At 40.1% G+C, this 23,479-nt stretch carries 25 protein-coding genes and 1 other annotated feature; all 25 genes read left to right on the plus strand.

Annotated features, from left to right (window positions below; genetic code table 11):
* Window position 1: 1 nt before the first annotated feature.
* The 25 genes from cysE to rplW all read left to right on the plus strand — a co-directional run bounded on the left by cysE (window position 2) and on the right by rplW (window position 23,473).
* Window positions 2-658 (plus strand): serine O-acetyltransferase, encoded by a 657-nt coding sequence (cysE, locus tag ACFX4G_RS26685; RefSeq protein WP_025753192.1) that lies wholly within the window; start codon window positions 2-4, stop codon window positions 656-658.
* Complete coding sequence (gene cysS / locus ACFX4G_RS26690; RefSeq protein WP_043982717.1) at window positions 648-2,045, plus strand: cysteine--tRNA ligase; 1,398 nt, start codon at window positions 648-650, stop codon at window positions 2,043-2,045. Before cysE ends, cysS begins: the two co-directional genes overlap by 11 nt.
* Window positions 2,046-2,052: 7 nt before the next feature.
* Window positions 2,053-2,478 (plus strand): Mini-ribonuclease 3, encoded by a 426-nt coding sequence (locus ACFX4G_RS26695; RefSeq protein WP_013054907.1) that lies wholly within the window; start codon window positions 2,053-2,055, stop codon window positions 2,476-2,478.
* Entirely contained in the window at window positions 2,468-3,211 is a 744-nt protein-coding gene (gene rlmB, locus ACFX4G_RS26700) for a 23S rRNA (guanosine(2251)-2'-O)-methyltransferase RlmB (protein WP_043982715.1), read from the plus strand. The genes ACFX4G_RS26695 and rlmB overlap by 11 nt, the downstream gene beginning before the upstream one ends.
* 2 nt (window positions 3,212-3,213) lie before the next feature.
* Window positions 3,214-3,723, plus strand: a complete 510-nt coding sequence (locus tag ACFX4G_RS26705) for an NYN domain-containing protein (protein ID WP_013081364.1) — start codon at window positions 3,214-3,216, stop codon at window positions 3,721-3,723.
* A 68-nt stretch (window positions 3,724-3,791) separates the two neighbouring features.
* On the plus strand, window positions 3,792-4,442 hold the full coding sequence (sigH, locus tag ACFX4G_RS26710) for an RNA polymerase sporulation sigma factor SigH (protein ID WP_013054910.1): 651 nt from the start codon (window positions 3,792-3,794) through the stop codon (window positions 4,440-4,442).
* Between the two features lie 81 nt (window positions 4,443-4,523).
* The gene (rpmG, locus tag ACFX4G_RS26715) at window positions 4,524-4,673 is read left to right on the plus strand and encodes a 50S ribosomal protein L33 (protein ID WP_013081365.1); all 150 of its coding nucleotides are present in this window, start codon (window positions 4,524-4,526) and stop codon (window positions 4,671-4,673) included.
* 53 nt (window positions 4,674-4,726) lie between these two features.
* Entirely contained in the window at window positions 4,727-4,906 is a 180-nt protein-coding gene (gene secE, locus ACFX4G_RS26720; RefSeq protein ID WP_013054912.1) for a preprotein translocase subunit SecE, read from the plus strand.
* Window positions 4,907-5,101: 195 nt separating this feature from the next.
* Window positions 5,102-5,635, plus strand: coding sequence for a transcription termination/antitermination protein NusG (nusG, locus tag ACFX4G_RS26725; protein WP_013054913.1), 534 nt, complete (start codon window positions 5,102-5,104; stop codon window positions 5,633-5,635).
* 165 nt (window positions 5,636-5,800) lie between these two features.
* Entirely contained in the window at window positions 5,801-6,226 is a 426-nt protein-coding gene (gene rplK / locus ACFX4G_RS26730; protein WP_013054914.1) for a 50S ribosomal protein L11, read from the plus strand.
* A 110-nt stretch (window positions 6,227-6,336) separates the two neighbouring features.
* Window positions 6,337-7,032, plus strand: coding sequence for a 50S ribosomal protein L1 (gene rplA / locus ACFX4G_RS26735; protein WP_013054915.1), 696 nt, complete (start codon window positions 6,337-6,339; stop codon window positions 7,030-7,032).
* A 65-nt stretch (window positions 7,033-7,097) separates the two neighbouring features.
* Window positions 7,098-7,241, plus strand: a sequence feature (ribosomal protein L10 leader region).
* 40 nt (window positions 7,242-7,281) lie between these two features.
* Window positions 7,282-7,782, plus strand: a complete 501-nt coding sequence (gene rplJ / locus ACFX4G_RS26740) for a 50S ribosomal protein L10 (RefSeq protein WP_013054916.1) — start codon at window positions 7,282-7,284, stop codon at window positions 7,780-7,782.
* 44 nt (window positions 7,783-7,826) lie between these two features.
* The gene (gene rplL / locus ACFX4G_RS26745) at window positions 7,827-8,189 is read left to right on the plus strand and encodes a 50S ribosomal protein L7/L12 (protein ID WP_013054917.1); all 363 of its coding nucleotides are present in this window, start codon (window positions 7,827-7,829) and stop codon (window positions 8,187-8,189) included.
* Window positions 8,190-8,301: 112 nt separating this feature from the next.
* Window positions 8,302-8,904, plus strand: coding sequence for a class I SAM-dependent methyltransferase (locus tag ACFX4G_RS26750; protein WP_097825353.1), 603 nt, complete (start codon window positions 8,302-8,304; stop codon window positions 8,902-8,904).
* 245 nt (window positions 8,905-9,149) lie between these two features.
* Complete coding sequence (gene rpoB / locus ACFX4G_RS26755) at window positions 9,150-12,713, plus strand: DNA-directed RNA polymerase subunit beta (protein ID WP_013081368.1); 3,564 nt, start codon at window positions 9,150-9,152, stop codon at window positions 12,711-12,713.
* Window positions 12,714-12,775: 62 nt separating this feature from the next.
* Window positions 12,776-16,369: a DNA-directed RNA polymerase subunit beta' gene (rpoC, locus tag ACFX4G_RS26760; protein WP_013081369.1), complete on the plus strand. Its 3,594-nt coding sequence runs from the start codon at window positions 12,776-12,778 to the stop codon at window positions 16,367-16,369.
* Between the two features lie 131 nt (window positions 16,370-16,500).
* Complete coding sequence (locus ACFX4G_RS26765) at window positions 16,501-16,749, plus strand: 50S ribosomal protein L7ae-like protein (protein ID WP_013054921.1); 249 nt, start codon at window positions 16,501-16,503, stop codon at window positions 16,747-16,749.
* A gap of 99 nt (window positions 16,750-16,848) precedes the next feature.
* Window positions 16,849-17,271, plus strand: a complete 423-nt coding sequence (gene rpsL / locus ACFX4G_RS26770; protein WP_013054922.1) for a 30S ribosomal protein S12 — start codon at window positions 16,849-16,851, stop codon at window positions 17,269-17,271.
* 50 nt (window positions 17,272-17,321) lie between these two features.
* Window positions 17,322-17,792, plus strand: a complete 471-nt coding sequence (gene rpsG / locus ACFX4G_RS26775; RefSeq protein ID WP_013054923.1) for a 30S ribosomal protein S7 — start codon at window positions 17,322-17,324, stop codon at window positions 17,790-17,792.
* A 57-nt stretch (window positions 17,793-17,849) separates the two neighbouring features.
* On the plus strand, window positions 17,850-19,928 hold the full coding sequence (fusA, locus tag ACFX4G_RS26780) for an elongation factor G (protein WP_043982712.1): 2,079 nt from the start codon (window positions 17,850-17,852) through the stop codon (window positions 19,926-19,928).
* Window positions 19,929-20,044: 116 nt separating this feature from the next.
* A complete protein-coding gene (gene tuf / locus ACFX4G_RS26785) occupies window positions 20,045-21,235 on the plus strand; it encodes an elongation factor Tu (RefSeq protein WP_013081371.1) in 1,191 nt (396 codons plus the stop codon).
* 319 nt (window positions 21,236-21,554) lie between these two features.
* A complete protein-coding gene (gene rpsJ / locus ACFX4G_RS26790) occupies window positions 21,555-21,863 on the plus strand; it encodes a 30S ribosomal protein S10 (protein ID WP_013054926.1) in 309 nt (102 codons plus the stop codon).
* A 41-nt stretch (window positions 21,864-21,904) separates the two neighbouring features.
* Window positions 21,905-22,534 carry a 50S ribosomal protein L3 gene (rplC, locus tag ACFX4G_RS26795; RefSeq protein ID WP_013054927.1) on the plus strand — a complete coding sequence of 210 codons (630 nt, stop codon included), beginning with the start codon at window positions 21,905-21,907 and terminating at the stop codon, window positions 22,532-22,534.
* Between the two features lie 28 nt (window positions 22,535-22,562).
* Window positions 22,563-23,186 carry a 50S ribosomal protein L4 gene (rplD, locus tag ACFX4G_RS26800; protein WP_013054928.1) on the plus strand — a complete coding sequence of 208 codons (624 nt, stop codon included), beginning with the start codon at window positions 22,563-22,565 and terminating at the stop codon, window positions 23,184-23,186.
* Entirely contained in the window at window positions 23,186-23,473 is a 288-nt protein-coding gene (gene rplW / locus ACFX4G_RS26805; protein ID WP_013054929.1) for a 50S ribosomal protein L23, read from the plus strand. The genes rplD and rplW overlap by 1 nt, the downstream gene beginning before the upstream one ends.
* The last annotated feature ends 6 nt before the right edge of the window (window positions 23,474-23,479 follow it).

Below are 23,479 nucleotides of genomic sequence, written 5' to 3' on the forward strand. Positions count from 1 at the left end.
GATGCTAAAGTTGTTAAAGGAAGACATTGAAGCCATATTTGAACAAGATCCTGCAGCAAGAAGTTATATTGAAGTGATATTAACCTATTCGGGGTTGCATGCTATTTGGGCACATAGATTCGCTCACGGGCTTTTTAAAAGAAAGTGGTTTTTTCTGGCACGTGTAATCTCACAAATTAGCCGATTCTTCACAGGGATTGAAATCCATCCGGGTGCGAAAATTGGCCGCCGCTTTTTTATTGACCACGGAATGGGAATTGTGATTGGGGAAACGTGCGAAATTGGAGATAATGTAACAGTATATCAAGGAGTAACACTCGGAGGAACAGGGAAAGAAAAAGGAAAGCGTCACCCGACGATCGAAGACAATGTCTTAATTGCAACAGGTGCTAAAGTACTAGGGTCGATTACGATTCATGCGCACTCCAAAATTGGAGCGGGCTCAGTTGTGTTAAATGACGTCCCAGAAAACTCAACGGTTGTTGGTATCCCTGGCCGAGTCGTCATTCAAAATGGCGTCCGGATTCCAAAAGATTTGAATCATCAAGATTTGCCAGATCCAGATGCAGAGCGTTTTAAACAGCTAGAGAAAGAAATTTTACACCTGCAAAATCAATTAAAGGAATTAAAAGAAGGGAAGATTCACCATGGCAATTAAGCTATATAACACGTTAACACGTCAAAAAGAGACATTTGTACCGCTAGAAGAAAACAAAGTCAAAATGTACGTGTGCGGACCGACCGTGTATAACTATATTCATATTGGAAATGCGCGTCCTGCAATCGTATTTGATACGGTGCGCCGCTATTTAGAATTTAGAGGCTACGATGTAGAGTATGTCTCAAACTTCACAGATGTGGATGATAAATTAATTAAGGCAGCAAAAGAGTTAGGAGAAGATGTTCCAACGATCGCAAACCGCTTTATCGATGCTTACTTTGAAGATACGTCAGCTCTTGGATGCAAGCATGCCGATGTGCATCCACGCGTAACTGAAAATATGGATATCATTATTGAGTTCATTGATGAACTGGTGAGAAAAGGATATGCATATGAGTCAGAGGGTGATGTATACTATCGTACACGTAAGTTTGAAGGATACGGAAAATTATCACATCAATCTATTGATGAATTGCAATCCGGTGCTCGTATCGAAGTTGGAGAAAAGAAAGAAGATCCATTAGACTTTACTCTTTGGAAAGCAACCAAAGATGGAGAAATCGCATGGGATAGCCCTTGGGGTCAAGGAAGACCAGGCTGGCATATCGAGTGCTCTGCGATGGCACGCAAGTATTTAGGTGATACAATTGATATCCACGCAGGCGGTCAGGATTTAGCTTTCCCTCATCACGAAAATGAAATTGCCCAATCAGAAGCGCTCACTGGGAAATCGTTTGCGAAATACTGGCTTCATAACGGATATATCAATATTGATAATGAAAAGATGTCTAAATCACTAGGGAACTTCGTGTTAGTTCATGACATTATTAAAAAGCATGATCCGTCCCTACTTCGATTCTTTATTTTATCCGTTCACTATCGTCACCCAATTAACTATAACGAAGAAATTTTAGAGAATACGCGCAAAGGGTTTGAGCGTCTGCAAACAGCTTACGGCAACTTAACTCACCGTCTAGAGGCAGCAACAAATCTTCAAGAAGATGCTTCAGAATGGTTCGAAAAGCTAAAAGAGCTTCGCGAAACGTTTGTTGAAGAGATGGATGATGATTTTAATACGGCAAATGCCATTTCTGTTCTGTTCGAGCTAGCAAAGCAAGCTAACTTGTATTTATTAGAACAAACAACGTCTACAGATGTAATTGAAGCCTTTATTAAAGAGTTTAAAGAACTAGGTGCTGCAATAGGCATTACGTTTGGAGAAGCTGAACTTCTAGACGAAGAAATTGATCAATTGATCCAAGATCGTATTCAGGCTCGTAAAGATCGTAATTTCCAATTAGCAGATCAAATTCGAGATGAATTAAAGGCTAAAAATATTATTTTAGAAGATACGGCGCAAGGAACAAGATGGAAAAGAGGATAATAGTGTTATGAGCAGCAGTAAATTAGATGTAAAACAGCTAAATAGCTTAGCTCTTGCTTATATGGGTGATGCGGTGTTTGATTTACATGTTCGCCGCCACCTGCTGGTGTTAGGGACAGTGCGCCCTAACCAGCTTCATAATAAAGCTAAAAAATACGTATCAGCAAAAGCACAAGCGCAAATCGTATATTATTTTAAAAATGAAAACTTTTTTACTGAAGAAGAAGAAGGTGTACTGCGCCGAGGACGCAATGCAAAGTCCGGTACAGTCCCTAAAAACACAGATGTGCAAACGTATCGCTACAGTACGGCATTTGAAGCGGTCGTAGGCTATTTGTATCTTTTAGGTGAAGAAGAAAGAATGATGGAACTTATTACTAAAGCTATCTCTTTCGTCGATGAAGGAGAGGGAGGAATGAATCATGGAACATGAATTTATCATTGGACGTAATCCGGTCCTAGAAGCCCTAAAGTCTGGGCGCGACATTAACAAACTATGGATTGCCGAAGGATCGCAAGGCGGTTCTATGGGGCAAATCACGCAGTTAGCAAAACGTAATGGTGTATTGGTGCAGTTTGTACCGAAAAAGAAAATTGAGCAAATGGTAGAAGGTATTCATCAAGGAGTAGCTGCACAAGTTGCTGCTTATCAATATGCAGAGTTAGATGATTTATTTAACTTAGCGGAAAAACGTAATGAAAGTCCGTTTTTTCTTCTGCTAGATGAGCTTGAAGATCCCCATAATTTAGGTTCTATTATGCGAACAGCCGATGCCGTTGGCGCACACGGCATTATTATTCCAAAGCGCCGTTCAGTTGGATTAACGGCCACTGTAGCTAAGGCCTCTACAGGAGCGATTGAACATGTTCCCGTAGCAAGGGTAACAAACCTATCAAGGACGATTGATGAATTAAAAGATCGAGGCGTATGGATTGTTGGAACAGATGCGAAAGAAAGCGATGATTATCGCAACTTAGATGGAGGTATGCCGCTTACGTTAGTTATTGGAAGCGAAGGAAAAGGCATGAGTCGTTTGATTCGTGAAAAATGCGACTTCCTTGTACAGCTTCCAATGGTTGGGCATGTTACATCGTTAAATGCATCTGTAGCAGCTAGTCTTCTCATGTATGAGGTTTACCGAAAACGCCATCCTCTAGGTGAATAAGAATGGATATTCTACTGGTGGATGGTTATAACATGATAGGTGCGTGGCCCGACCTAAGAAAGCTTAGAGATAATGATTTAGCCGGTGCTCGAGACCTGTTAATCGAAAAGATGGCAGAGTATCAAGCATATATGGGGTATCGTGTCATTATTGTCTTCGATGCTCATATGGTCGAAGGAATTGAAAAGAAGGCAAAAAATCATAAGGTTGACGTTGTATTTACAAGAGAAAATGAAACAGCGGATGAGTACATTGAAAAGCTGGCTCAAGAGCTAAACAATGTAAAGACACAGATTCATGTTGCTACATCTGATTTCACGGAGCAGTGGGCAATCTTTGGACAAGGTGCGCTCAGAATTTCTGCTCGAGAATTGTACAACGAAATTGAGCAGATTGAGAAACATATTAATCTTGATGTGAAGTCTATTCAAAATCAAAAGCCAGCGGCACGCATTCAACTTTCCAATCAAGTAGCCGAAATTTTCGAAAAATGGCGTCGGGGACAGCGGTGAGGTTATTGACGGTACGGAATTAGCTACTGTATAATATTTCTATCTACTGTGCGGTCGGGGGGATCGATATGGGCGATAATTATGGGAGAAAACTGCATGCTCATTTCGAACAACAAGAGGATGAAACAGTTGTCGATCTTGTGCATAAAGGCGATATTGACGCATTAGAGTATTTGATTCATAAATACAAAAACTTTGTGCGAGCAAAGGCGCGGTCATATTTTTTAATTGGGGCAGACCGTGAAGATATTGTACAAGAAGGTATGATAGGGTTATATAAGGCAATTAGAGATTTTAGAGAAGATAAGCTAACTTCGTTTAAAGCTTTTGCTGAACTTTGCATTACCAGGCAAATTATTACCGCTATTAAAACCGCAACAAGGCAAAAACATATTCCATTAAACTCTTATGTATCATTGGACAAGCCAATATATGATGAAGAGTCCGACCGAACCTTAATGGATGTTATTTCGGGGACAAAAGTAGCAAATCCAGAAGAGTTGCTCATTAATCGAGAGAAGTTTGATGATATTGAATTAAAGATGGCTGAACTTTTAAGTGATCTTGAGCGAAAAGTTCTCGTTCTTTATTTAGATGGTCAATCTTATCAAGAGATTTCAGAAGAGTTAAACCGCCACGTCAAATCCATCGATAATGCACTTCAGCGTGTGAAGAGGAAATTAGAGCGCTACCTCGAGATTCGTGAAATCACAATGTAGCCTTCTATCCTCATATTGACATGCTAAGAAAGTCTGTGATACTTTTTTATAGACATTATCACTCTATAGGTGGTTGACATTATGCGTAAAAAAGTTGTACTTGCGTGTGTGCAATGCGCTAGTCGTAACTATACGACTATGAAAAACACACAGCAAAACGAAGAGCGTTTAGAAATGAAGAAGTTTTGCAAAACGTGTAACGCACATACGATTCATCGTGAAACAAAGTAGATCAATAATCTGCACAGACTAATACCCCTTTTAATTTATTGGAGGTTACAAACATGAACCGTGTAGGAAATTTCTTGCGTGATGTTGGGCGTGAGATGAAGAAGGTAAGTTGGCCTAAAAAAAATGAGCTAACTCGTTATACAATTACTGTTATTTCTACAGTTGTATTTATGACACTCTTTTTTGTAGTAGTTGATTACGGAATTTCGTCACTTATTCGTTTAATCCCTTGAATAAATTGACTTGAATCATGGTATAATAAAGCTAAATTATGTTTTTTTCAGAAAAGCCCGGAGACGGGTTTTTTAATTTGCTTTAAGAATGATTGTGCTAGGAGTCAACTATTTTCCTAGTGCGTTGTCTGTGCAATAGATTAGGACATCTTATTTTATAGTGAGCTGGGAGGGAAGGACGTATAGTCCTCAGAAATGGAGAAAAATTGGTATGTAGTCCATACTTATTCTGGATATGAAAATAAAGTAAAAACAAATTTAGAAAAGCGCGTAGAAACAATGGGTATGCAAGATAAAATTTTTCGCGTTGTTGTTCCTGAAGAAGAAGAAAGAGAAATTAAGAACAACAAAGAAAAGATTACAAAGAAAAAAGTATTTCCAGGGTACGTGTTAGTTGAAATCATCATGACGGATGATTCATGGTATGTAGTTCGTAATACACCTGGCGTTACGGGCTTTGTAGGTTCAGCAGGTTCTGGCTCAAAGCCAACTGCTCTTCTACCAGAAGAAGTAGAAATGATCTTAAAACAAATGGGCATGGACGAGAAGCATGCTGACTTTGACTTTGAACTAAAAGAAACAGTATTGGTTCAAGAAGGTCCGTTTGCAAACTTCGAAGGTACCATTGAAGAAATCGATACAGATAAACGTAAAGTTAAGGTTCATGTGGATATGTTCGGAAGACAAACGCCAGTAGAGCTAGACTTTACACAAATTGAAAAAATATAATCTGTAAGACCTTGCAATTCATGAAGTTTAATGTTAATATTTCATAAGTCAGTATGTCTCAAAACTAGAGACTAAAACAACTATTTCTTTATTTTATATATAAAGAACATTGAGTGGGAGGGCATCGCCCTATTACCACATCACGGACTTAAGGAGGTGTGTCTCGTGGCTAAAAAAGTAATTAAACTTGTTAAGTTACAAATTCCTGCAGGTAAAGCAAATCCAGCGCCACCAGTTGGTCCTGCATTAGGTCAAGCCGGTGTTAACATCATGGGTTTCTGTAAGGAGTTTAACGCTCGCACAGCTGATCAAGCTGGTCTTATCATTCCTGTTGAAATCACGGTATTTGAAGACCGTTCATTTACATTTATTACGAAAACTCCACCTGCTGCTGTACTACTTAAGAAAGCGGCTGGTATTGAGTCTGGTTCTGGTGAACCAAACCGTAATAAAGTTGCAACAGTCAAGCGTGACAAAGTGCGTGAGATTGCTGAAACTAAAATGCCTGACTTAAACGCTGCTAGCGTTGAATCTGCAATGCGCATGGTAGAAGGTACAGCGCGCAGTATGGGAATCGTAGTTGAAGACTAATTCCATTTGATTGGGTGTTAGAAGGTTGCGAGAAATGGAAGTTTTCCTATGCTCGCAACCTTTATTAGTGGGAGGTTATTCCGTTAAAACCACATAAGGAGGAAACAAAAATGGCTAAAAAAGGTAAAAAGTACGTTGAAGCTGCTAAGCTTGTAGATCGTACACAAACTTATTCAGTACAAGAAGCGATTGAATTAGTAAAGAAAACAAACACAACTAAATTTGATGCAACTGTAGAAGTAGCATTCCGTTTAGGAGTTGACCCTAAGAAAGCTGACCAACAAATTCGTGGTGCAGTAGTACTACCAAACGGTACAGGTAAAACTCAACGTGTATTAGTATTCGCTAAAGGCGAAAAAGCTAAAGAAGCTGAAGCTGCAGGCGCTGACTACGTTGGCGATGCTGACTACATCAACAAAATCCAACAAGGTTGGTTCGAGTTCGATGTAATCGTAGCTACTCCAGATATGATGGGTGAAGTCGGTAAACTTGGTCGTGTATTAGGACCTAAAGGTTTAATGCCAAACCCTAAAACTGGTACAGTAACATTTGATGTTCAAAAAGCAGTTAACGAAATCAAAGCTGGTAAAGTAGAATACCGCGTTGATAAAGCTGGTAACATCCACGTACCAATCGGTAAAGTATCTTTCGAAGAGAGCAAGTTAGTTGAAAACTTCACTACAATCTTCGAAACTATGGTAAAAGCTAAGCCGGCAGCAGCAAAAGGCACATACATGAAGAACGTAGCTGTTACTTCAACAATGGGCCCTGGTATCAAAGTTGATACTGCTTCATTCTCTGCTTAATAAATTTGGAAATAAATCGGTGTTGACTTTTTGAAAGTCCCTGATTATAATAGATAATGTTGTTAAAAAGAATAACATTTGTACCGTAGACAGTAGGTGCTGCAAAGCTTAATTTCCTACCGAGGTGTGTGAGATAAATTAGTGAAACGTTATGGTTCGCTTACTACACCTCCATGTCTTTATTGTCATGGAGGTTTTTTATTGCACCTTGTCTGAGTGTACGGAAGGAAATCTACAGGAGGTGTAAAGATGAGCAACGTAATTGAACAAAAGAAACAAGTCGTAGACGAAATTGCTGAAAAACTTCAAGCGAGTAACTCAATAGTTGTCGTTGACTACCGTGGTTTGAATGTTGCTGAAGTTACTGAACTTCGTAAGCAATTACGTGAAGCAGGCATTGAGTTCAAAGTTTACAAAAACACTTTAACTCGCCGTGCTGTAGAAAAACTTGAACTAACAGATCTTAATGATGCGTTAGTAGGTCCAAATGCAATCGCATTTGGTGGAGAAGATGTTGTTGCTCCAGCTAAAATTTTAAACAACTTCGCGAAAGAACACGAAGCGTTAGAAATCAAAGCTGGTGTAATTGAAGGTAATGTTGCATCTGTTGAAGAAATTAAAGCACTTGCAGAACTACCATCTCGCGAAGGCTTACTTTCTATGTTGCTTAGCGTGCTTCAAGCTCCAATTCGCAACCTTGCTCTTGCTACAAAAGCTGTGGCAGATCAAAAAGAAGAACAAGGTGCATAATCTAGTCTGTTATATATAACACAATCACAAGGAGGAAATTAACAATGACTCAAGAACAAATCATTGAAGCAGTTAAAAATATGACTGTTTTAGAACTTAACGATTTAGTAAAAGCAATCGAAGAAGAATTTGGCGTAACTGCTGCTGCTCCTGTAGCTGTAGCTGGCGGTGCTGCTGGTGAAGCTGCTGCTGAGAAAACTGAATTTGACCTAGTACTTGAAAGTGCTGGCGGACAAAAAATCAAAGTTATCAAAGTAGTACGTGAAATCACTGGTCTTGGCTTAAAAGAAGCTAAAGAAATCGTTGATAACGCTCCAAAAGCTCTTAAAGAAGGTATTTCTAAAGAAGAAGCTGAAGAAGCAAAAGCTAAACTTGAAGAAGTTGGCGCTTCTGTAGAAGTTAAGTAATTATTGCTTAACAACTGATATAAAAAAGCTCGCTTGTACAAGCGAGCTTTTTTGCTTCTGTCATCCTTTTCATTTATAGTAAAGAAGAACATATTGATTAGGAGGTTCTATTTTGACAGAACATTATTTTTCTAATACACCATCGTCTGCAAGTAATGAAGAGCGCTTTTCATTTGAATTGAGAGGAACCTCTTTTTCATTTACGAGTGACCGCGGTGTTTTTTCAAAAAAAGAGATCGATTTTGGATCGCGCCTGTTAATTGAAACGTTTCAAATGCCCGAGAATCCCGGCCCGCTTCTGGATGTTGGATGCGGATATGGCCCAATTGGGTTGGCACTTGCAAAAGAGGACAGCCAAAGAAACGTTCATATGGTTGATGTTAATGAACGTGCATTAGCGCTAGCTCAAAAAAATGCTGAAGTTAATTCAGTATCAAATGTTTCAATCTATCAAAGCTCTTGCTATGAAAATGTGAAGGAAACGAATTTTGCAGCTATTCTTAGTAATCCGCCGATCCGTGCGGGTAAAAAAGTTGTTCATGAAATTCTAGAAAAATCATTAGATCACCTTGCCGACCAAGGAGAACTTTGGATTGTGATTCAGAAAAAGCAAGGAGCGCCATCTGCTCTTGCGAAATTAGAATCTCTATTTAATGAAGTGGAAGTAGTAGACAAGAAAAAAGGGTATTATATCATATGTGCTAAAAAATGTTGACTAATATTTTTTAGTGTGTTAGCATTATAAAATGCCAATATATAAATATTCCATATAAGCTCGGGTTATACATAAAATAAAAGGTATAATTTTGAATTATATGGGAAAAACTAATAAAATCAATAGTACGTTTTTATGAAATTGTGGTTTTCTATTTAAAGAGACCATTTTTCTTTTGTTCAATAATAAACATATGGTTTATTATATATTTTGAATAATAACGCTTGATTTGAGGGGTGAATCAGTTGACAGGTCAACTAGTTCAGTATGGACGCCACCGCCAACGCAGAAGTTATGCTCGTATTAGTGAAGTTTTAGAGTTACCGAACTTAATCGAGATTCAAACGGCTTCATACCAATGGTTTTTAGATGAAGGTTTACGAGAAATGTTCCAAGATATTTCTCCAATTGATGATTTTACAGGTAACTTATCACTAGAATTTATTGATTACAGCTTAGGTGAGCCAAAGTATTCAGTAGGAGAGTCCAAAGAACGTGATGTAACTTATGCAGCACCTCTTCGTGTTAAGGTGCGGTTAATTAATAAAGAAACAGGTGAAGTAAAAGACCAAGATGTGTTCATGGGAGATTTCCCATTGATGACCGAAACAGGTACCTTTGTAATTAATGGTGCTGAGCGTGTTATCGTATCACAGTTGGTTCGTTCACCAAGTGTTTACTATAGTGGAAAGCTTGATAAAAACGGTAAAAAAGGATATACAGCAACTGTTATCCCTAACCGTGGTGCATGGCTAGAATATGAAACTGATGCAAAAGATGTAGTATACGTGCGTATTGATCGTACTCGTAAACTGCCAGTAACAGTGCTGTTACGCGCGCTAGGTTTCGGTTCTGACCAAGAGATTATCGATTTAATCGGTGATAATGAATACATCCGTAATACGCTTGAAAAAGATAATACGGAAACAACGGAAAAAGCGCTATTAGAAATCTATGAGCGTTTACGTCCGGGTGAACCACCGACAGTTGAGAATGCGAAGTCTCTATTAGTATCTCGCTTCTTTGATCCAAAACGATATGACTTAGCGAACGTAGGTCGCTATAAAATTAATAAAAAGCTTCATATCAAACATCGCTTATTTAATCAAAAGCTAGCTGAAACATTAGTTGATCCTGAAACAGGTGAAATTATTGCAGAAAAAGGCGCAATGATTGACCGCCGTCTGCTAGATCGCTTGATTCCGATGCTTGAAGGTGGAGTAAACTTCAAGACTTATAGTCCGGTTGGTGGAGTAGTAGAAGACGATGTTACATTACAATCTATTAAGATTTATGCGCCAAATGATCCAGAAGGTGAAAAAATCATCACTGTATCAGGTAACGCATATGTAACAGAAGAAGTTAAAAATATCACACCTGCTGATATTTTAGCATCAATCAGTTACTTCTTTAACTTGCTTCATCAAGTAGGAGACACAGATGATATCGACCACTTAGGTAACCGTCGTCTGCGTTCTGTAGGTGAATTGTTACAAAACCAATTCCGTATCGGTTTATCTCGTATGGAACGTGTTGTTCGTGAAAGAATGTCAATTCAAGACACGAATACAATCACACCTCAACAATTAATTAATATTCGCCCAGTTATTGCGGCGATTAAAGAGTTCTTTGGAAGTTCTCAATTATCACAGTTCATGGATCAAACGAATCCATTAGGCGAATTGACGCACAAACGTCGTCTTTCAGCTCTAGGACCTGGTGGTCTAACTCGTGAGCGCGCTGGTTTCGAAGTGCGTGACGTTCACTACTCCCACTATGGCCGTATGTGTCCGATTGAAACGCCAGAGGGTCCGAATATCGGGTTAATCAACTCACTATCTTCTTATGCAAAAGTAAACAAATTCGGTTTCATCGAAACACCTTACCGTCGTATCGATCCTGAAACAGGTAAAGTGACAGAGCGAATTGACTACTTAACAGCTGATGAAGAAGATAACTATGTTGTAGCCCAAGCGAACGCTCGTCTAGGTGATGATGGTTCATTCTTAGATGAAAATGTCGTTGCACGTTTCCGTGGAGAAAACACGGTTATCCGTCGCGATCGTTTAGATTATATGGATGTATCACCAAAACAAGTTGTATCTGCCGCTACAGCATGTATCCCATTCTTAGAGAACGATGACTCTAACCGTGCATTAATGGGTGCGAACATGCAACGTCAAGCAGTACCTTTATTAAATCCTGAAGCACCAATCGTAGGTACAGGTATGGAATACGTATCTGGTAAAGACTCTGGTGCAGCCGTGATTTGTAAATATCCTGGTGTTGTAGAGCGCGTAGAAGCAAAACAAATTTTTGTTCGCCGCTATGAAGAAGTAGACGGACAAAAAGTTAAAGGTAACTTAGATCAATACAAATTATTAAAATTTGTTCGTTCTAACCAAGGTACTTGTTACAACCAGCGTCCAATTGTTTCAGTTGGCGACGAAGTAGTAAAAGGTGAGATCTTAGCCGACGGTCCTTCAATGGAAAAAGGTGAGCTTGCTTTAGGACGAAACGTAATGGTTGGTTTCATGACATGGGATGGTTACAACTATGAGGATGCCATCATCATGAGTGAACGCCTTGTGAAAGACGATGTATATACGTCTGTTCATATTGAAGAATATGAATCTGAGTCTCGTGATACGAAGCTTGGACCTGAAGAAATTACGCGTGACATTCCAAACGTAGGTGAAGATGCGCTTCGTAACTTAGATGAGCGTGGAATCATCCGCATTGGTGCAGAAGTAAAAGACGGAGATCTTTTAGTTGGTAAAGTAACGCCAAAAGGTGTAACAGAACTAACAGCTGAAGAACGTCTTCTACACGCTATTTTCGGTGAAAAAGCGCGTGAAGTTCGTGATACTTCTCTTCGTGTACCGCACGGCGGCGGTGGAATCATTCTTGATGTTAAAGTCTTCAACCGTGAAGATGGCGACGAATTACCACCAGGTGTAAACCAATTAGTCCGTGTATATATTGTTCAGAAGCGTAAAATTTCTGAAGGTGACAAAATGGCCGGTCGTCACGGTAACAAAGGTGTAATTTCACGTATTTTACCTGAAGAAGATATGCCTTATCTACCAGACGGTACGCCAATTGACATCATGTTAAACCCATTAGGGGTACCATCTCGTATGAACATCGGTCAGGTGCTAGAGCTTCATTTAGGTATGGCTGCTCGTAAGCTTGGCATTCACGTTGCGTCTCCAGTATTTGATGGTGCGCGTGAGGAAGATGTTTGGGCAACAATCGAAGAAGCTGGCATGTCTCGTGATGCTAAAACAGTTCTATATGATGGTCGAACAGGTGAACCATTCGATAACCGTGTATCAGTAGGAATCATGTACATGATCAAACTTGCTCACATGGTAGACGATAAACTTCACGCTCGTTCTACTGGACCATACTCACTTGTTACACAACAACCACTTGGTGGTAAAGCGCAGTTCGGTGGACAGCGTTTTGGTGAGATGGAGGTATGGGCACTTGAAGCATACGGTGCTGCTTACACATTACAAGAGATCTTAACAGTGAAATCAGATGACGTAGTAGGTCGTGTGAAAACATACGAAGCAATTGTTAAAGGTGAAAACATTCCAGAACCCGGCATACCTGAATCGTTCAAAGTATTAATTAAAGAACTGCAAAGTTTAGGTATGGATGTGAAGATGCTTTCTGCTGACGAGCAAGAAATTGATATCATGGACTCAGAAGAGGACCATGAGCAACCAACAGAATCAATTATTGCTGATAACGAAGAAAGCCTTTCTGAAGGACAAAAAGATCCTGTCACAAAAGAGTAAGGAATTACTTTCATATAAACGTTAAGGGAAAAAACCTGTAGATTAAAAGGGAGGTAGGCTCCTTGCTAGATGTAAATAACTTTGAGTATATGAAAATCGGTCTAGCTTCGCCAGATAAAATTCGTTCTTGGTCGTACGGTGAGGTAAAAAAACCTGAAACGATCAACTATCGTACGTTAAAACCTGAAAAAGACGGCTTATTCTGTGAGCGTATTTTTGGTCCACAAAAGGACTGGGAATGTCACTGCGGAAAATATAAGCGCGTTCGTTATAAAGGTGTTGTATGTGATCGTTGCGGCGTAGAAGTTACGCGCGCAAAAGTTCGTCGTGAACGCATGGGTCATATCGAACTAGCTGCACCTGTTTCTCATATTTGGTACTTTAAAGGTATTCCTAGCCGCATGGGACTTGTCTTAGACATGTCCCCTCGTGCGCTAGAGGAAATCATTTATTTTGCTTCTTATGTAGTAACAGATGCTGGTGATACACCACTTGAAAAGAAACAGCTTTTATCAGAGAAAGAATACCGTGCGTATCGTGAGAAGTACGGACAAACTTTCCATGCAGCAATGGGTGCTGAAGCTGTTAAGAAATTATTGCATGACATCGATCTTGATAAAGAAGTAGATGCTTTGAAAGAAGAATTGAAAACTGCTCAAGGTCAACGTCGTACACGTGCTATTAAACGTTTAGAAGTACTAGAGGCTTTCCGTCATTCTGGTAACGAACCTTCTTGGATGATTTTAGACGTTCTACCGGTTATTCCGCCAGAACTTCGTCCAATGGTTCAATTAGATGGTGGACGCTTTGCTACGTCTGATCTAAATGATTTATATCGTCGTGTAATTAACCGTAACAACCGCTTAAAGCGTTTATTAGACCTTGGAGCTCCTAGCATTATCGTTCAAAACGAAAAGCGTATGCTTCAAGAAGCTGTAGATGCATTAATCGATAATGGTCGTCGCGGACGTCCGGTAACAGGACCAGGTAACCGTCCATTAAAATCTCTTTCTCACATGTTAAAAGGTAAGCAAGGTCGCTTCCGTCAAAACTTATTAGGTAAACGTGTTGACTACTCTGGCCGTTCGGTAATCGTTGTAGGTCCGAACTTAAAGATGTATCAATGTGGTCTTCCAAAAGAAATGGCGTTAGAGCTTTTCAAACCTTTCGTAATGAAAGAGCTTGTTGAACGCGGTTTAGCTCATAACATCAAGAGTGCAAAACGTAAAATTGAACGCGTGCAACCTGAAGTATGGGACGTATTAGAATCGGTTATTAAAGAGCATCCAGTTCTTTTAAACCGTGCACCAACGCTACACAGACTAGGTATTCAAGCATTTGAACCTACGCTTGTAGAAGGTCGCGCTATCCGTCTTCACCCGCTTGTATGTACAGCATATAACGCTGACTTTGACGGTGACCAAATGGCGGTTCACGTTCCATTATCTGCAGAAGCACAAGCAGAAGCACGTATCTTAATGCTTGCTGCTCAAAATATCTTGAACCCTAAAGATGGTAAACCAGTTGTTACACCTTCACAGGATATGGTATTAGGTAACTACTACTTAACGCTTGAGCGTGAAGAGGCAGTTGGAGAAGGTATGGTGTTCAAGGATACAAATGAAGCACTATTAGCGTACCAAAACGGTTATGTGCATCTTCATACACGTGTAGGTGTGTATGCAGGTTCTTTAAACAACGAAACGTTTACAGAAGCACAAAATCAACAGTTGCTTGTTACAACGGTTGGTAAATTAGTTTTCAACGAAATTTTACCAAAATCGTTCCCATACATTAACGAACCAACAAGAGAAAACTTAGAAGTGAAAACTCCTGAGAAGTACTTTGTTGAAAAAGGTGCAGATGTGAAGGAATTCATCAAGAATCAACCGGCTATCGCACCGTTTAAGAAAAAAATCTTAGGTAATATTATCGCTGAAGTATTTAAACGTTTCAAAATTACTGAGACTTCTAAAATGCTTGACCGTATGAAAGACCTAGGTTTCAAATATTCTACTAAAGCCGGTATTACAGTTGGTGTAGCTGATATCGTGGTTTTAGGAGAAAAAGAAGTTATCTTAACAGAAGCGCAAGCTAAAGTAGATAACGTACTAAAACAATTCCGTCGCGGTTTAATTACTGAAGATGAGCGTTATGAGCGTGTTATCTCTGTATGGAGTAGCGCGAAAGACGTTATCCAAGGTAAATTAATGGCGTCATTAGACAAACGCAACCCAATCTTCATGATGAGTGACTCTGGTGCCCGTGGTAACGCATCTAACTTCACTCAGCTTGCAGGTATGCGTGGACTAATGGCCAACCCGTCTGGTCGTATCATTGAGTTACCAATCAAATCTAGTTTCCGTGAAGGTTTAACAGTATTAGAGTACTTTATCTCTACCCATGGTGCACGTAAAGGTCTTGCCGATACGGCTCTTAAAACTGCTGACTCAGGTTACCTTACTCGTCGTCTGGTTGACGTGGCACAAGACGTTATCGTACGTGATGACGACTGTGGTACAGACCGCGGTATTCTGGCTGTTGCAATCAAAGAAGGAACAGAAGAAATTGAGAAACTTGATGAGCGTCTAATTGGACGTTATGCAAGAAAAACCCTACTTCACCCAGGAACAAACGAAGTGTTAGTGAAAGAAAACGAACTAATTACAGAAGACCTAGCTGAAACAATTGTGGATGCTGGTGTTGAAGAAGTATGGATTCGTTCTGCATTCACTTGTAACACTCGCCACGGTGTATGTAAAAAATGTTACGGTCGTAACCTTGCAACTGGTTCAGAAGTTGAAGTGGGTGAAGCAGTTGGTATCATCGCTGCTCAATCTATCGGTGAGCCAGGTACACAGTTAACGATGCGTACATTCCATACAGGTGGGGTTGCTGGAGACGATATCACTCAAGGTTTACCGCGTATCCAAGAGATCTTCGAAGCGCGTAACCCTAAAGGTCAAGCCGTTATTTCTGAAATTGAAGGTACAATTGCCGGCATTTCTGAAGGACGCGATCGTCAACATGAAATTACTGTTCAAGGAGAGATTGAAACGCGTTCTTACACAGCTCCGTACAGTGCACGTCTGAAAGTTATTGAAGGACAGCGCATTGCACGTGGTCAAGAATTAACAGAAGGTTCAATTGATCCTAAAGAACTACTAAAAGTAAAAGACATCACGGCTGTACAAGAGTACTTGCTTCGTGAGGTGCAAAAAGTATACCGTATGCAAGGGGTAGAAATTGGAGATAAACACGTAGAGGTAATGGTTCGCCAAATGCTTCGTAAAGTGCGCGTAATGGATTCAGGAGATACAGATGTATTACCAGGTTCATTACTTGATATTCACCAATTCACTGATGCAAATGAAAAAGTATTACTTGAAGGCAATCGTCCAGCGACGGGTCGTCCTGTATTACTTGGTATTACAAAAGCATCTCTTGAAACTGATTCCTTCTTATCTGCTGCATCATTCCAAGAAACAACGCGTGTTCTTACCGATGCTGCAATCAAAGGAAAACGTGATGAGTTGCTTGGACTTAAAGAGAATGTTATCATTGGTAAGCTAGTTCCGGCTGGTACAGGTATGACGAGATATCGTAATGCTGAACCGATCAAAAACCAAGCTGAAGAAACGGTAACAATCGACTAATTATAAAATCATTACTCTAGAATGGATGTTTTTTTAAAAAACTACAAAACGTTAGTTGACATCCATTCTAGGGAATGATACTATATCAAAGGTGCTCCTATAAACTACCTGTTACTTTGGAGGATATGATAATGTCTTATGAAAAAGTATTACAGGCTGATCATATTATTGTAGGAACAAAGCAGACGGTGAAAGCATTAAAAAAAGGTACAGTAAAGGAAGTCATCATTGCTGAAGACGCTGATTTTTATGTCACATCCATTGTGGCAAAAACAGCACAGCAAGAAAACGTTCCGTATACGTATGTCCCTTCTATGCGAAAGCTTGGTCAAGCTTGTAGGATAGAAGTTAACGCTGCAACTGTTGCAATTATTAGTTAACACGTTTTTGAACTTTTAGTTTCAAAGACTTTGTTTTTTGCTAAAAAATGAACCACCTGGATGTGTGGTCTTACAAAAGGCGAAAGGAGGAAAATTTAAATGCCTACTATTAACCAATTAATCCGTAATGGTCGTGTGAGTAAAGGTAAAAAATCTGACTCACCTGCTTTAAACAGAGGTTACAACAGCTTCAAAAAAGCTCAAACTAACCAATCTTCTCCACAAAAACGTGGTGTATGTACACGTGTGGGTACTATGACACCGAAGAAACCGAACTCGGCTCTTCGTAAATATGCTCGTGTACGTTTAACAAACGGTATCGAGGTAACAGCTTATATCCCAGGTATTGGTCACAACTTACAAGAACACAGCGTGGTACTTATCCGCGGTGGACGTGTAAAAGATTTACCAGGGGTACGTTACCATATCGTACGTGGTGCACTTGATACTGCTGGTGTGGATGGCCGTATGCAAGGTCGTTCTAAATATGGTACTAAGCGACCAAAAGCAGCTAAAAAATAATAGCTTAACAATTAATAGATAAACTTTTAAAAGTGAAAGGAGGAAGTAGAATGCCACGTAAGGGACCTGTTGCAAAAAGAGACGTATTACCAGATCCGATTTACAATTCTAAGCTTGTATCTCGCTTAATCAACAAAATGATGCTTGATGGAAAGCGCGGTAAGTCACAAGCTATTCTTTATAGAGCATTCGATTTAGTACAAGAGCGCAGTGGTAAAGAAGCTATGGAAGTATTCGACCAAGCTCTTAAAAACATCATGCCTGTACTAGAAGTTAGAGCACGCCGTGTAGGGGGTTCTAACTACCAAGTTCCTGTAGAAGTACGTCCAGAGCGTCGTACTACTTTAGGTCTTCGTTGGTTAGTAAACTATGCTCGTCTTCGTGGAGAAAAAACGATGGAAGAGCGTTTAGCTAACGAAATCCTTGATGCAGCTAACAACACTGGTGCTGCAGTTAAGAAACGTGAAGATACTCACAAAATGGCAGAAGCTAACAAAGCATTTGCTCATTACCGTTGGTAATCTTTTAACGAAACTTTTTAAAAAACAAATTATAATATGGAAGGAGAAATACCTAAGATGGCAAGAGAGTTCTCCTTAGAAAACACTCGTAATATTGGGATCATGGCTCACATTGATGCTGGTAAAACAACAACAACTGAGCGTGTTCTTTATTATACTGGCCGTATCCATAAAATTGGTGAAACTCATGAAGGAGCTTCACAAATGGACTGGATGGAGCAAGAGCAAGAACGTGGTATCACTATCACGTCTGCTGCGACAACTGCTTCTTGGAAAGGTCACCGCGTTAACATCATCGATACTCCTGGACACGTAGACTTCACTGTTGAAGTTGAGCGTTCATTACGTGTACTTGATGGAGCTGTGGCAGTTCTTGATGCTCAATCTGGTGTTGAGCCTCAAACAGAAACAGTATGGCGTCAAGCGACTACGTACGGTGTTCCCCGTGTCGTATTCGTTAACAAAATGGACAAAATTGGTGCTGACTTCTTGTACTCTGTAAAAACGATCCACGATCGTTTAGGTGCAAATGCTCACCCAATTCAGTTGCCAATTGGTGCTGAAGATGAGTTCGAAGCAATCATTGACCTAGTGGAAATGAAAGCATACTTCTACGAAGATGACTTAGGTACTCGTTCAGAGTCTCGTGAAATTCCTGAGGAATACAAAGAGCAAGCTGAAGAATACCGTGCAAGCTTAGTAGAAGCTGTTGCAGAACTTGATGAAGAATTAATGATGAAGTACTTAGACGAAGGCGAGCTTACAGTTGAAGAACTAAAAGCTGGTATCCGTAAAGGTACTTGTGACGTTGAATTCTACCCAGTTATCTGTGGTTCAGCATTCAAAAACAAAGGTGTACAATTAATGCTAGATGCAGTAATTGACTACCTACCATCTCCAGTTGATGTACCATCAATCCAAGGTATCGTACCTGACACAGAAGAAGAAGTTACGCGTGAGTCTAGCGACAACGCTCCTTTCTCAGCATTAGCGTTCAAAGTTATGACGGATCCTTATGTTGGTAAATTAACGTTCTTCCGTGTGTACTCTGGTGTACTAAGCTCTGGTTCATACATCAAGAACTCTACAAAAGGTAAGCGTGAGCGTGTAGGTCGTATCCTACAAATGCATGCTAACTCTCGTGAAGAGATTTCTGAAGTATACGCTGGAGATATCGCGGCAGCTGTAGGATTAAAAGATACTTCTACTGGTGATACTCTATGTGACGAAAAGAGTCTTGTAATTCTTGAGTCTATGGAATTCCCAGAGCCAGTTATCTCTTTATCTGTTGAGCCAAAATCAAAAGCTGACCAAGATAAAATGACTACAGCTCTTCAAAAGTTACAAGAAGAAGATCCAACTTTCCGTGCGGAAACTAATACAGAGACTGGTCAAATCATCATCTCTGGTATGGGTGAGCTTCACCTTGACATCATCGTTGACCGTATGCGTCGCGAATTCAAAGTAGAAGCAAACGTTGGTGCTCCTCAAGTAGCTTACCGTGAAACTTTCCGCGCTGGTGCGAAAGTTGAAGGTAAATTCGCTCGTCAATCTGGTGGTCGTGGACAATTCGGTCACGTTTGGATTGAGTTCGAACCTAACGAAGAAGGAAAAGGCTTTGAATTTGAGAACAAAATCGTTGGTGGTGTAGTTCCACGTGAATACATCCCTGCAGTTCAAGCTGGTCTTGAAGATGCATTACAAAACGGTGTTGTTGCTGGTTATCCATTAATCGATATCAAAGCTGCTTTAGTTGATGGATCTTACCATGACGTTGACTCAAGTGAGATGGCGTTTAAAATTGCCGCTTCTATGGCTCTTAAAAACGCAGTATCAAAATGTAGCCCAGCTATCCTTGAACCAATGATGAAGGTTGAAGTTGTTATCCCTGACGAATACTTAGGAGATATCATGGGTGACATTACGTCTCGTCGTGGACGTGTAGAAGGTATGGAAGCACGCGGTAACGCTCAAGTTGTACGTGCATTCGTTCCACTTTCTGAAATGTTTGGTTATGCAACTGCATTACGTTCAAACACTCAAGGTCGCGGAACATATTCTATGCACTTCGATCACTACGAAGAAGTTCCTAAATCAATTTCAGAAGAAATTATTAAAAAAAATAAAGGTGAATAATTGATTTTCACTCTTTATTGAAGTATAACTACTTATGTACGCTGTGAAAGTGGAGCTCATTCCCTTTCACGGCCTCATAAAACATAAACTACATGAATTTTAAGGAGGATTTTCGAATGGCTAAGGAAAAATTCGACCGTTCAAAAACACATGCCAATATCGGTACAATTGGTCACGTTGACCATGGTAAAACAACTTTAACAGCTGCTATCACTACTGTTCTTGCTAAGAAAAGTGGTAAAGGTGCAGCAATGGCTTACGACATGATCGACGCTGCTCCAGAAGAGCGCGAGCGTGGAATCACAATCTCAACTGCACACGTTGAGTACGAAACTGACACTCGTCACTATGCACACGTTGACTGCCCAGGACATGCTGACTATGTTAAAAACATGATCACTGGTGCTGCTCAAATGGATGGCGGTATCTTAGTAGTATCTGCTGCTGATGGTCCAATGCCACAAACTCGTGAGCACATCCTTCTTTCTCGTCAAGTAGGTGTACCTTACCTAGTTGTATTCTTAAACAAATGTGACATGGTAGACGACGAAGAGCTACTTGAATTAGTAGAAATGGAAGTACGTGACCTTCTTTCTGAATACGACTTCCCTGGTGACGATGTACCAGTAATCAAAGGTTCTGCTCTTAAAGCTCTTGAAGGCGAAGCTGATTGGGAAGCTAAAATCATCGAGCTTATGGACGCTGTTGATGAGTACATCCCAACTCCAGAACGTGACACTGAAAAACCATTCATGATGCCAGTTGAGGACGTATTCTCAATCACTGGTCGTGGTACAGTTGCTACAGGTCGTGTAGAGCGTGGACAAGTTAAAGTTGGTGACGTTATCGACATCATCGGTTTAACTGAAGAGCCAAAATCTACTACTGTAACAGGTGTAGAAATGTTCCGTAAGCTTCTTGACTATGCTGAAGCTGGCGACAACATCGGTGCTTTACTTCGTGGTGTAGCACGTGAAGAAATCCAACGTGGACAAGTATTAGCTAAACCAGGCTCAATCACTCCACACACTAAATTTACTGCTGAAGTATACGTTCTTTCTAAAGACGAAGGTGGACGTCACACTCCATTCTTCACAAACTACCGTCCACAGTTCTACTTCCGTACAACTGATGTAACTGGTATTTGTAACTTACCTGAAGGCGTAGAAATGGTAATGCCTGGCGACAACATCGAAATGACTGTTGAACTTATCGCTCCAATCGCGATTGAAGAAGGTACTAAATTCTCAATCCGTGAAGGTGGACGTACAGTAGGCGCTGGCGTTGTAGCTAAAATCAGCGAGTAATTTCTCGTTTCAGTCAGTAAAGGGAGTAGGGTAACCTACTCCTTTTTTATTTGGTGATAAAAGGTAAAGATAGTTTTTACTATTACACTTGCAAAATGATCTCCTTTTATATATAATGAAAAAAGTGTGCGACACATAAAAAAGTTTTTTAACTTTATTGTTGCAATATGAACCCATTTTTAGTATAATAAAAATGTTGGTCTTTGACTGCGATGATGCGGAAGGTTGCCGACACACCCGGCCGCTTTGCCATGGCGAGTGTGGGGAAATTTCCGCGGAGAATGTCTATTGTAAAATAGGCGAAAAAGGAGGGAAAATAATGGCAAAAGAAAAAATTCGCATTCGTTTAAAAGCATATGATCACAGAATTCTTGATCAATCTGCTGAGAAAATCGTAGAAACTGCAAAACGTTCTGGTGCGGCTGTATCTGGTCCGATTCCATTACCGACTGAAAAATCAATTTATACAATTCTACGTGCAGTACACAAATATAAAGATTCTCGTGAGCAGTTCGAAATGCGCACGCATAAACGCTTAATTGATATCGTGAATCCAACACCACAAACTGTTGATTCATTAATGCGTTTAGACTTACCATCTGGTGTAGATATCGAAATTAAACTTTAATTTAAAATAAAGAATGAAAAGATACTTAGGAGGTGTGACTAATGGCCAAAGGAATCTTAGGAAGAAAGATCGGTATGACTCAAGTATTTGCTGAAAATGGTGACTTGATCCCAGTAACAGTAATTGAAGCTTCTGCTAACGTAGTTCTTCAAGTTAAAAACGCTGAGACAGACGGTTACGAAGCGATCCAATTAGGTTTCGAAGATATCCGTGAAAAACTATCTAACAAACCTGCAAAAGGACATGCTACTAAAGCTAATACTGCTCCTAAGCGCTTCATCCGTGAGTTACGCGGTGTGGACGCTTCAGCATATGAAGTTGGTCAAGAAGTCAAGGTTGATATTTTCGCAGAAGGCGATGTAATTGATGTAACAGGAATCTCAAAAGGTAAAGGTTTCCAAGGTGCTATTAAACGCCACGGACAATCTCGCGGACCTATGTCTCATGGTTCTCGCTACCACCGTCGCCCAGGTTCAATGGGTCCTGTAGCTCCAAACCGCGTATTCAAAGGTAAATTATTACCAGGACGCATGGGTGGAGAGCGCATCACTGTGCAAAATTTATCAATCGTTAAAGTTGACGCAGAACGCAATCTTTTATTAGTAAAAGGTAACGTGCCAGGAGCTAGAAAATCTCTAGTTACTGTTAAATCTGCAGTTAAATCTAAATAATAATTCTTCGAGAAAGGAGGAATAACCAATGCCAAAAGTAGCATTGTTTAACCAAAACGGTGAAAACGTTGGAGAAATCGAACTTCAAGATGCCGTTTTCGGTATCGAACCAAACAACAAAGTACTTTTCGACGCGATCGTAATGCAACGCGCATCTCAACGTCAAGGTACTTCTAAAGTTAAAAATCGTTCTGAAGTAAGAGGCGGTGGCCGTAAGCCATGGCGTCAAAAAGGTACTGGTCGTGCTCGTCAAGGATCTATCCGTTCTCCACAATGGCGTGGTGGTGGCGTAGTATTTGGTCCAGTTCCAAGAAGCTATAGCTACAAATTACCTAAAAAAGTTCGTCGTTTAGCAATTAAGTCTGCATTATCAACTAAAGTTCAAGATAACAGCATCGTTGTTCTTGAAGCTCTTTCTTTTGATGCTCCAAAAACAAAAGAAATGGTAGCAGTTCTTAAAAACCTAACAGTAGAACGCAAAGCATTAGTAGTAACTGCTGATCTTAACGAAAACGTTGCACTTTCAGCACGTAATATTCCTGGTGTAACAGTTGTTGCAGCTAATGGTTTAAGCGTATTAGACGTTATGAACCATGATAAGCTTGTAATCACTAAAGACGCAGTTGAAAAAGTAGAGGAGGTGCTTGCATAATGAAAGATCCTCGTGATATTATTAAGCGCCCCGTAATTACAGAACGTTCAACAGACTTAATGGCTGAGAAAAAATATACGTTTGATGTTGATGTAAGAGCTAATAAAACTGAGGTTAAAGATGCTATCGAAAAAATCTTTGACGTAAAAGTTGAAAAAGTAAACATCATGAACTACAAAGGTAAATTCAAGCGTGTAGGTCGCTACAGTGGTCTTACTAACCGTCGTCGTAAAGCGGTAGTAACACTAACTCAAGAGAGCAACGAAATCGAATTCTTCGAAGCTTAAGATTAC

The organism is Priestia sp. YIM B13486, assembly GCF_042787865.1.
GTDB lineage: Bacteria > Bacillota > Bacilli > Bacillales > Bacillaceae_H > Priestia > Priestia megaterium.

Bases quoted from the DNA above. Each gene is read 5' to 3' on its own strand.
- nusG (WP_013054913.1), top strand. From the start codon at position 5,102: ATGGAGAAAAATTGGTATGTAGTCCATACTTATTCTGGATATGAAAAT.
- fusA (WP_043982712.1), top strand. From the start codon at position 17,850: ATGGCAAGAGAGTTCTCCTTAGAAAACACTCGTAATATTGGGATCATG.
- rplW (WP_013054929.1), top strand. From the start codon at position 23,186: ATGAAAGATCCTCGTGATATTATTAAGCGCCCCGTAATTACAGAACGT.
- rpmG (WP_013081365.1), top strand. From the start codon at position 4,524: ATGCGTAAAAAAGTTGTACTTGCGTGTGTGCAATGCGCTAGTCGTAAC.
- ACFX4G_RS26765 (WP_013054921.1), top strand. From the start codon at position 16,501: ATGTCTTATGAAAAAGTATTACAGGCTGATCATATTATTGTAGGAACA.
- tuf (WP_013081371.1), top strand. From the start codon at position 20,045: ATGGCTAAGGAAAAATTCGACCGTTCAAAAACACATGCCAATATCGGT.
- secE (WP_013054912.1), top strand. From the start codon at position 4,727: ATGAACCGTGTAGGAAATTTCTTGCGTGATGTTGGGCGTGAGATGAAG.
- rpsG (WP_013054923.1), top strand. From the start codon at position 17,322: ATGCCACGTAAGGGACCTGTTGCAAAAAGAGACGTATTACCAGATCCG.
- cysS (WP_043982717.1), top strand. From the start codon at position 648: ATGGCAATTAAGCTATATAACACGTTAACACGTCAAAAAGAGACATTT.
- rplA (WP_013054915.1), top strand. From the start codon at position 6,337: ATGGCTAAAAAAGGTAAAAAGTACGTTGAAGCTGCTAAGCTTGTAGAT.
- cysE (WP_025753192.1), top strand. From the start codon at position 2: ATGCTAAAGTTGTTAAAGGAAGACATTGAAGCCATATTTGAACAAGAT.
- rpsJ (WP_013054926.1), top strand. From the start codon at position 21,555: ATGGCAAAAGAAAAAATTCGCATTCGTTTAAAAGCATATGATCACAGA.
- rplD (WP_013054928.1), top strand. From the start codon at position 22,563: ATGCCAAAAGTAGCATTGTTTAACCAAAACGGTGAAAACGTTGGAGAA.
- rplL (WP_013054917.1), top strand. From the start codon at position 7,827: ATGACTCAAGAACAAATCATTGAAGCAGTTAAAAATATGACTGTTTTA.
- sigH (WP_013054910.1), top strand. From the start codon at position 3,792: ATGGGCGATAATTATGGGAGAAAACTGCATGCTCATTTCGAACAACAA.
- rpsL (WP_013054922.1), top strand. From the start codon at position 16,849: ATGCCTACTATTAACCAATTAATCCGTAATGGTCGTGTGAGTAAAGGT.
- rlmB (WP_043982715.1), top strand. From the start codon at position 2,468: ATGGAACATGAATTTATCATTGGACGTAATCCGGTCCTAGAAGCCCTA.
- rplC (WP_013054927.1), top strand. From the start codon at position 21,905: ATGGCCAAAGGAATCTTAGGAAGAAAGATCGGTATGACTCAAGTATTT.
- ACFX4G_RS26695 (WP_013054907.1), top strand. From the start codon at position 2,053: ATGAGCAGCAGTAAATTAGATGTAAAACAGCTAAATAGCTTAGCTCTT.
- rplJ (WP_013054916.1), top strand. From the start codon at position 7,282: ATGAGCAACGTAATTGAACAAAAGAAACAAGTCGTAGACGAAATTGCT.
- ACFX4G_RS26705 (WP_013081364.1), top strand. From the start codon at position 3,214: ATGGATATTCTACTGGTGGATGGTTATAACATGATAGGTGCGTGGCCC.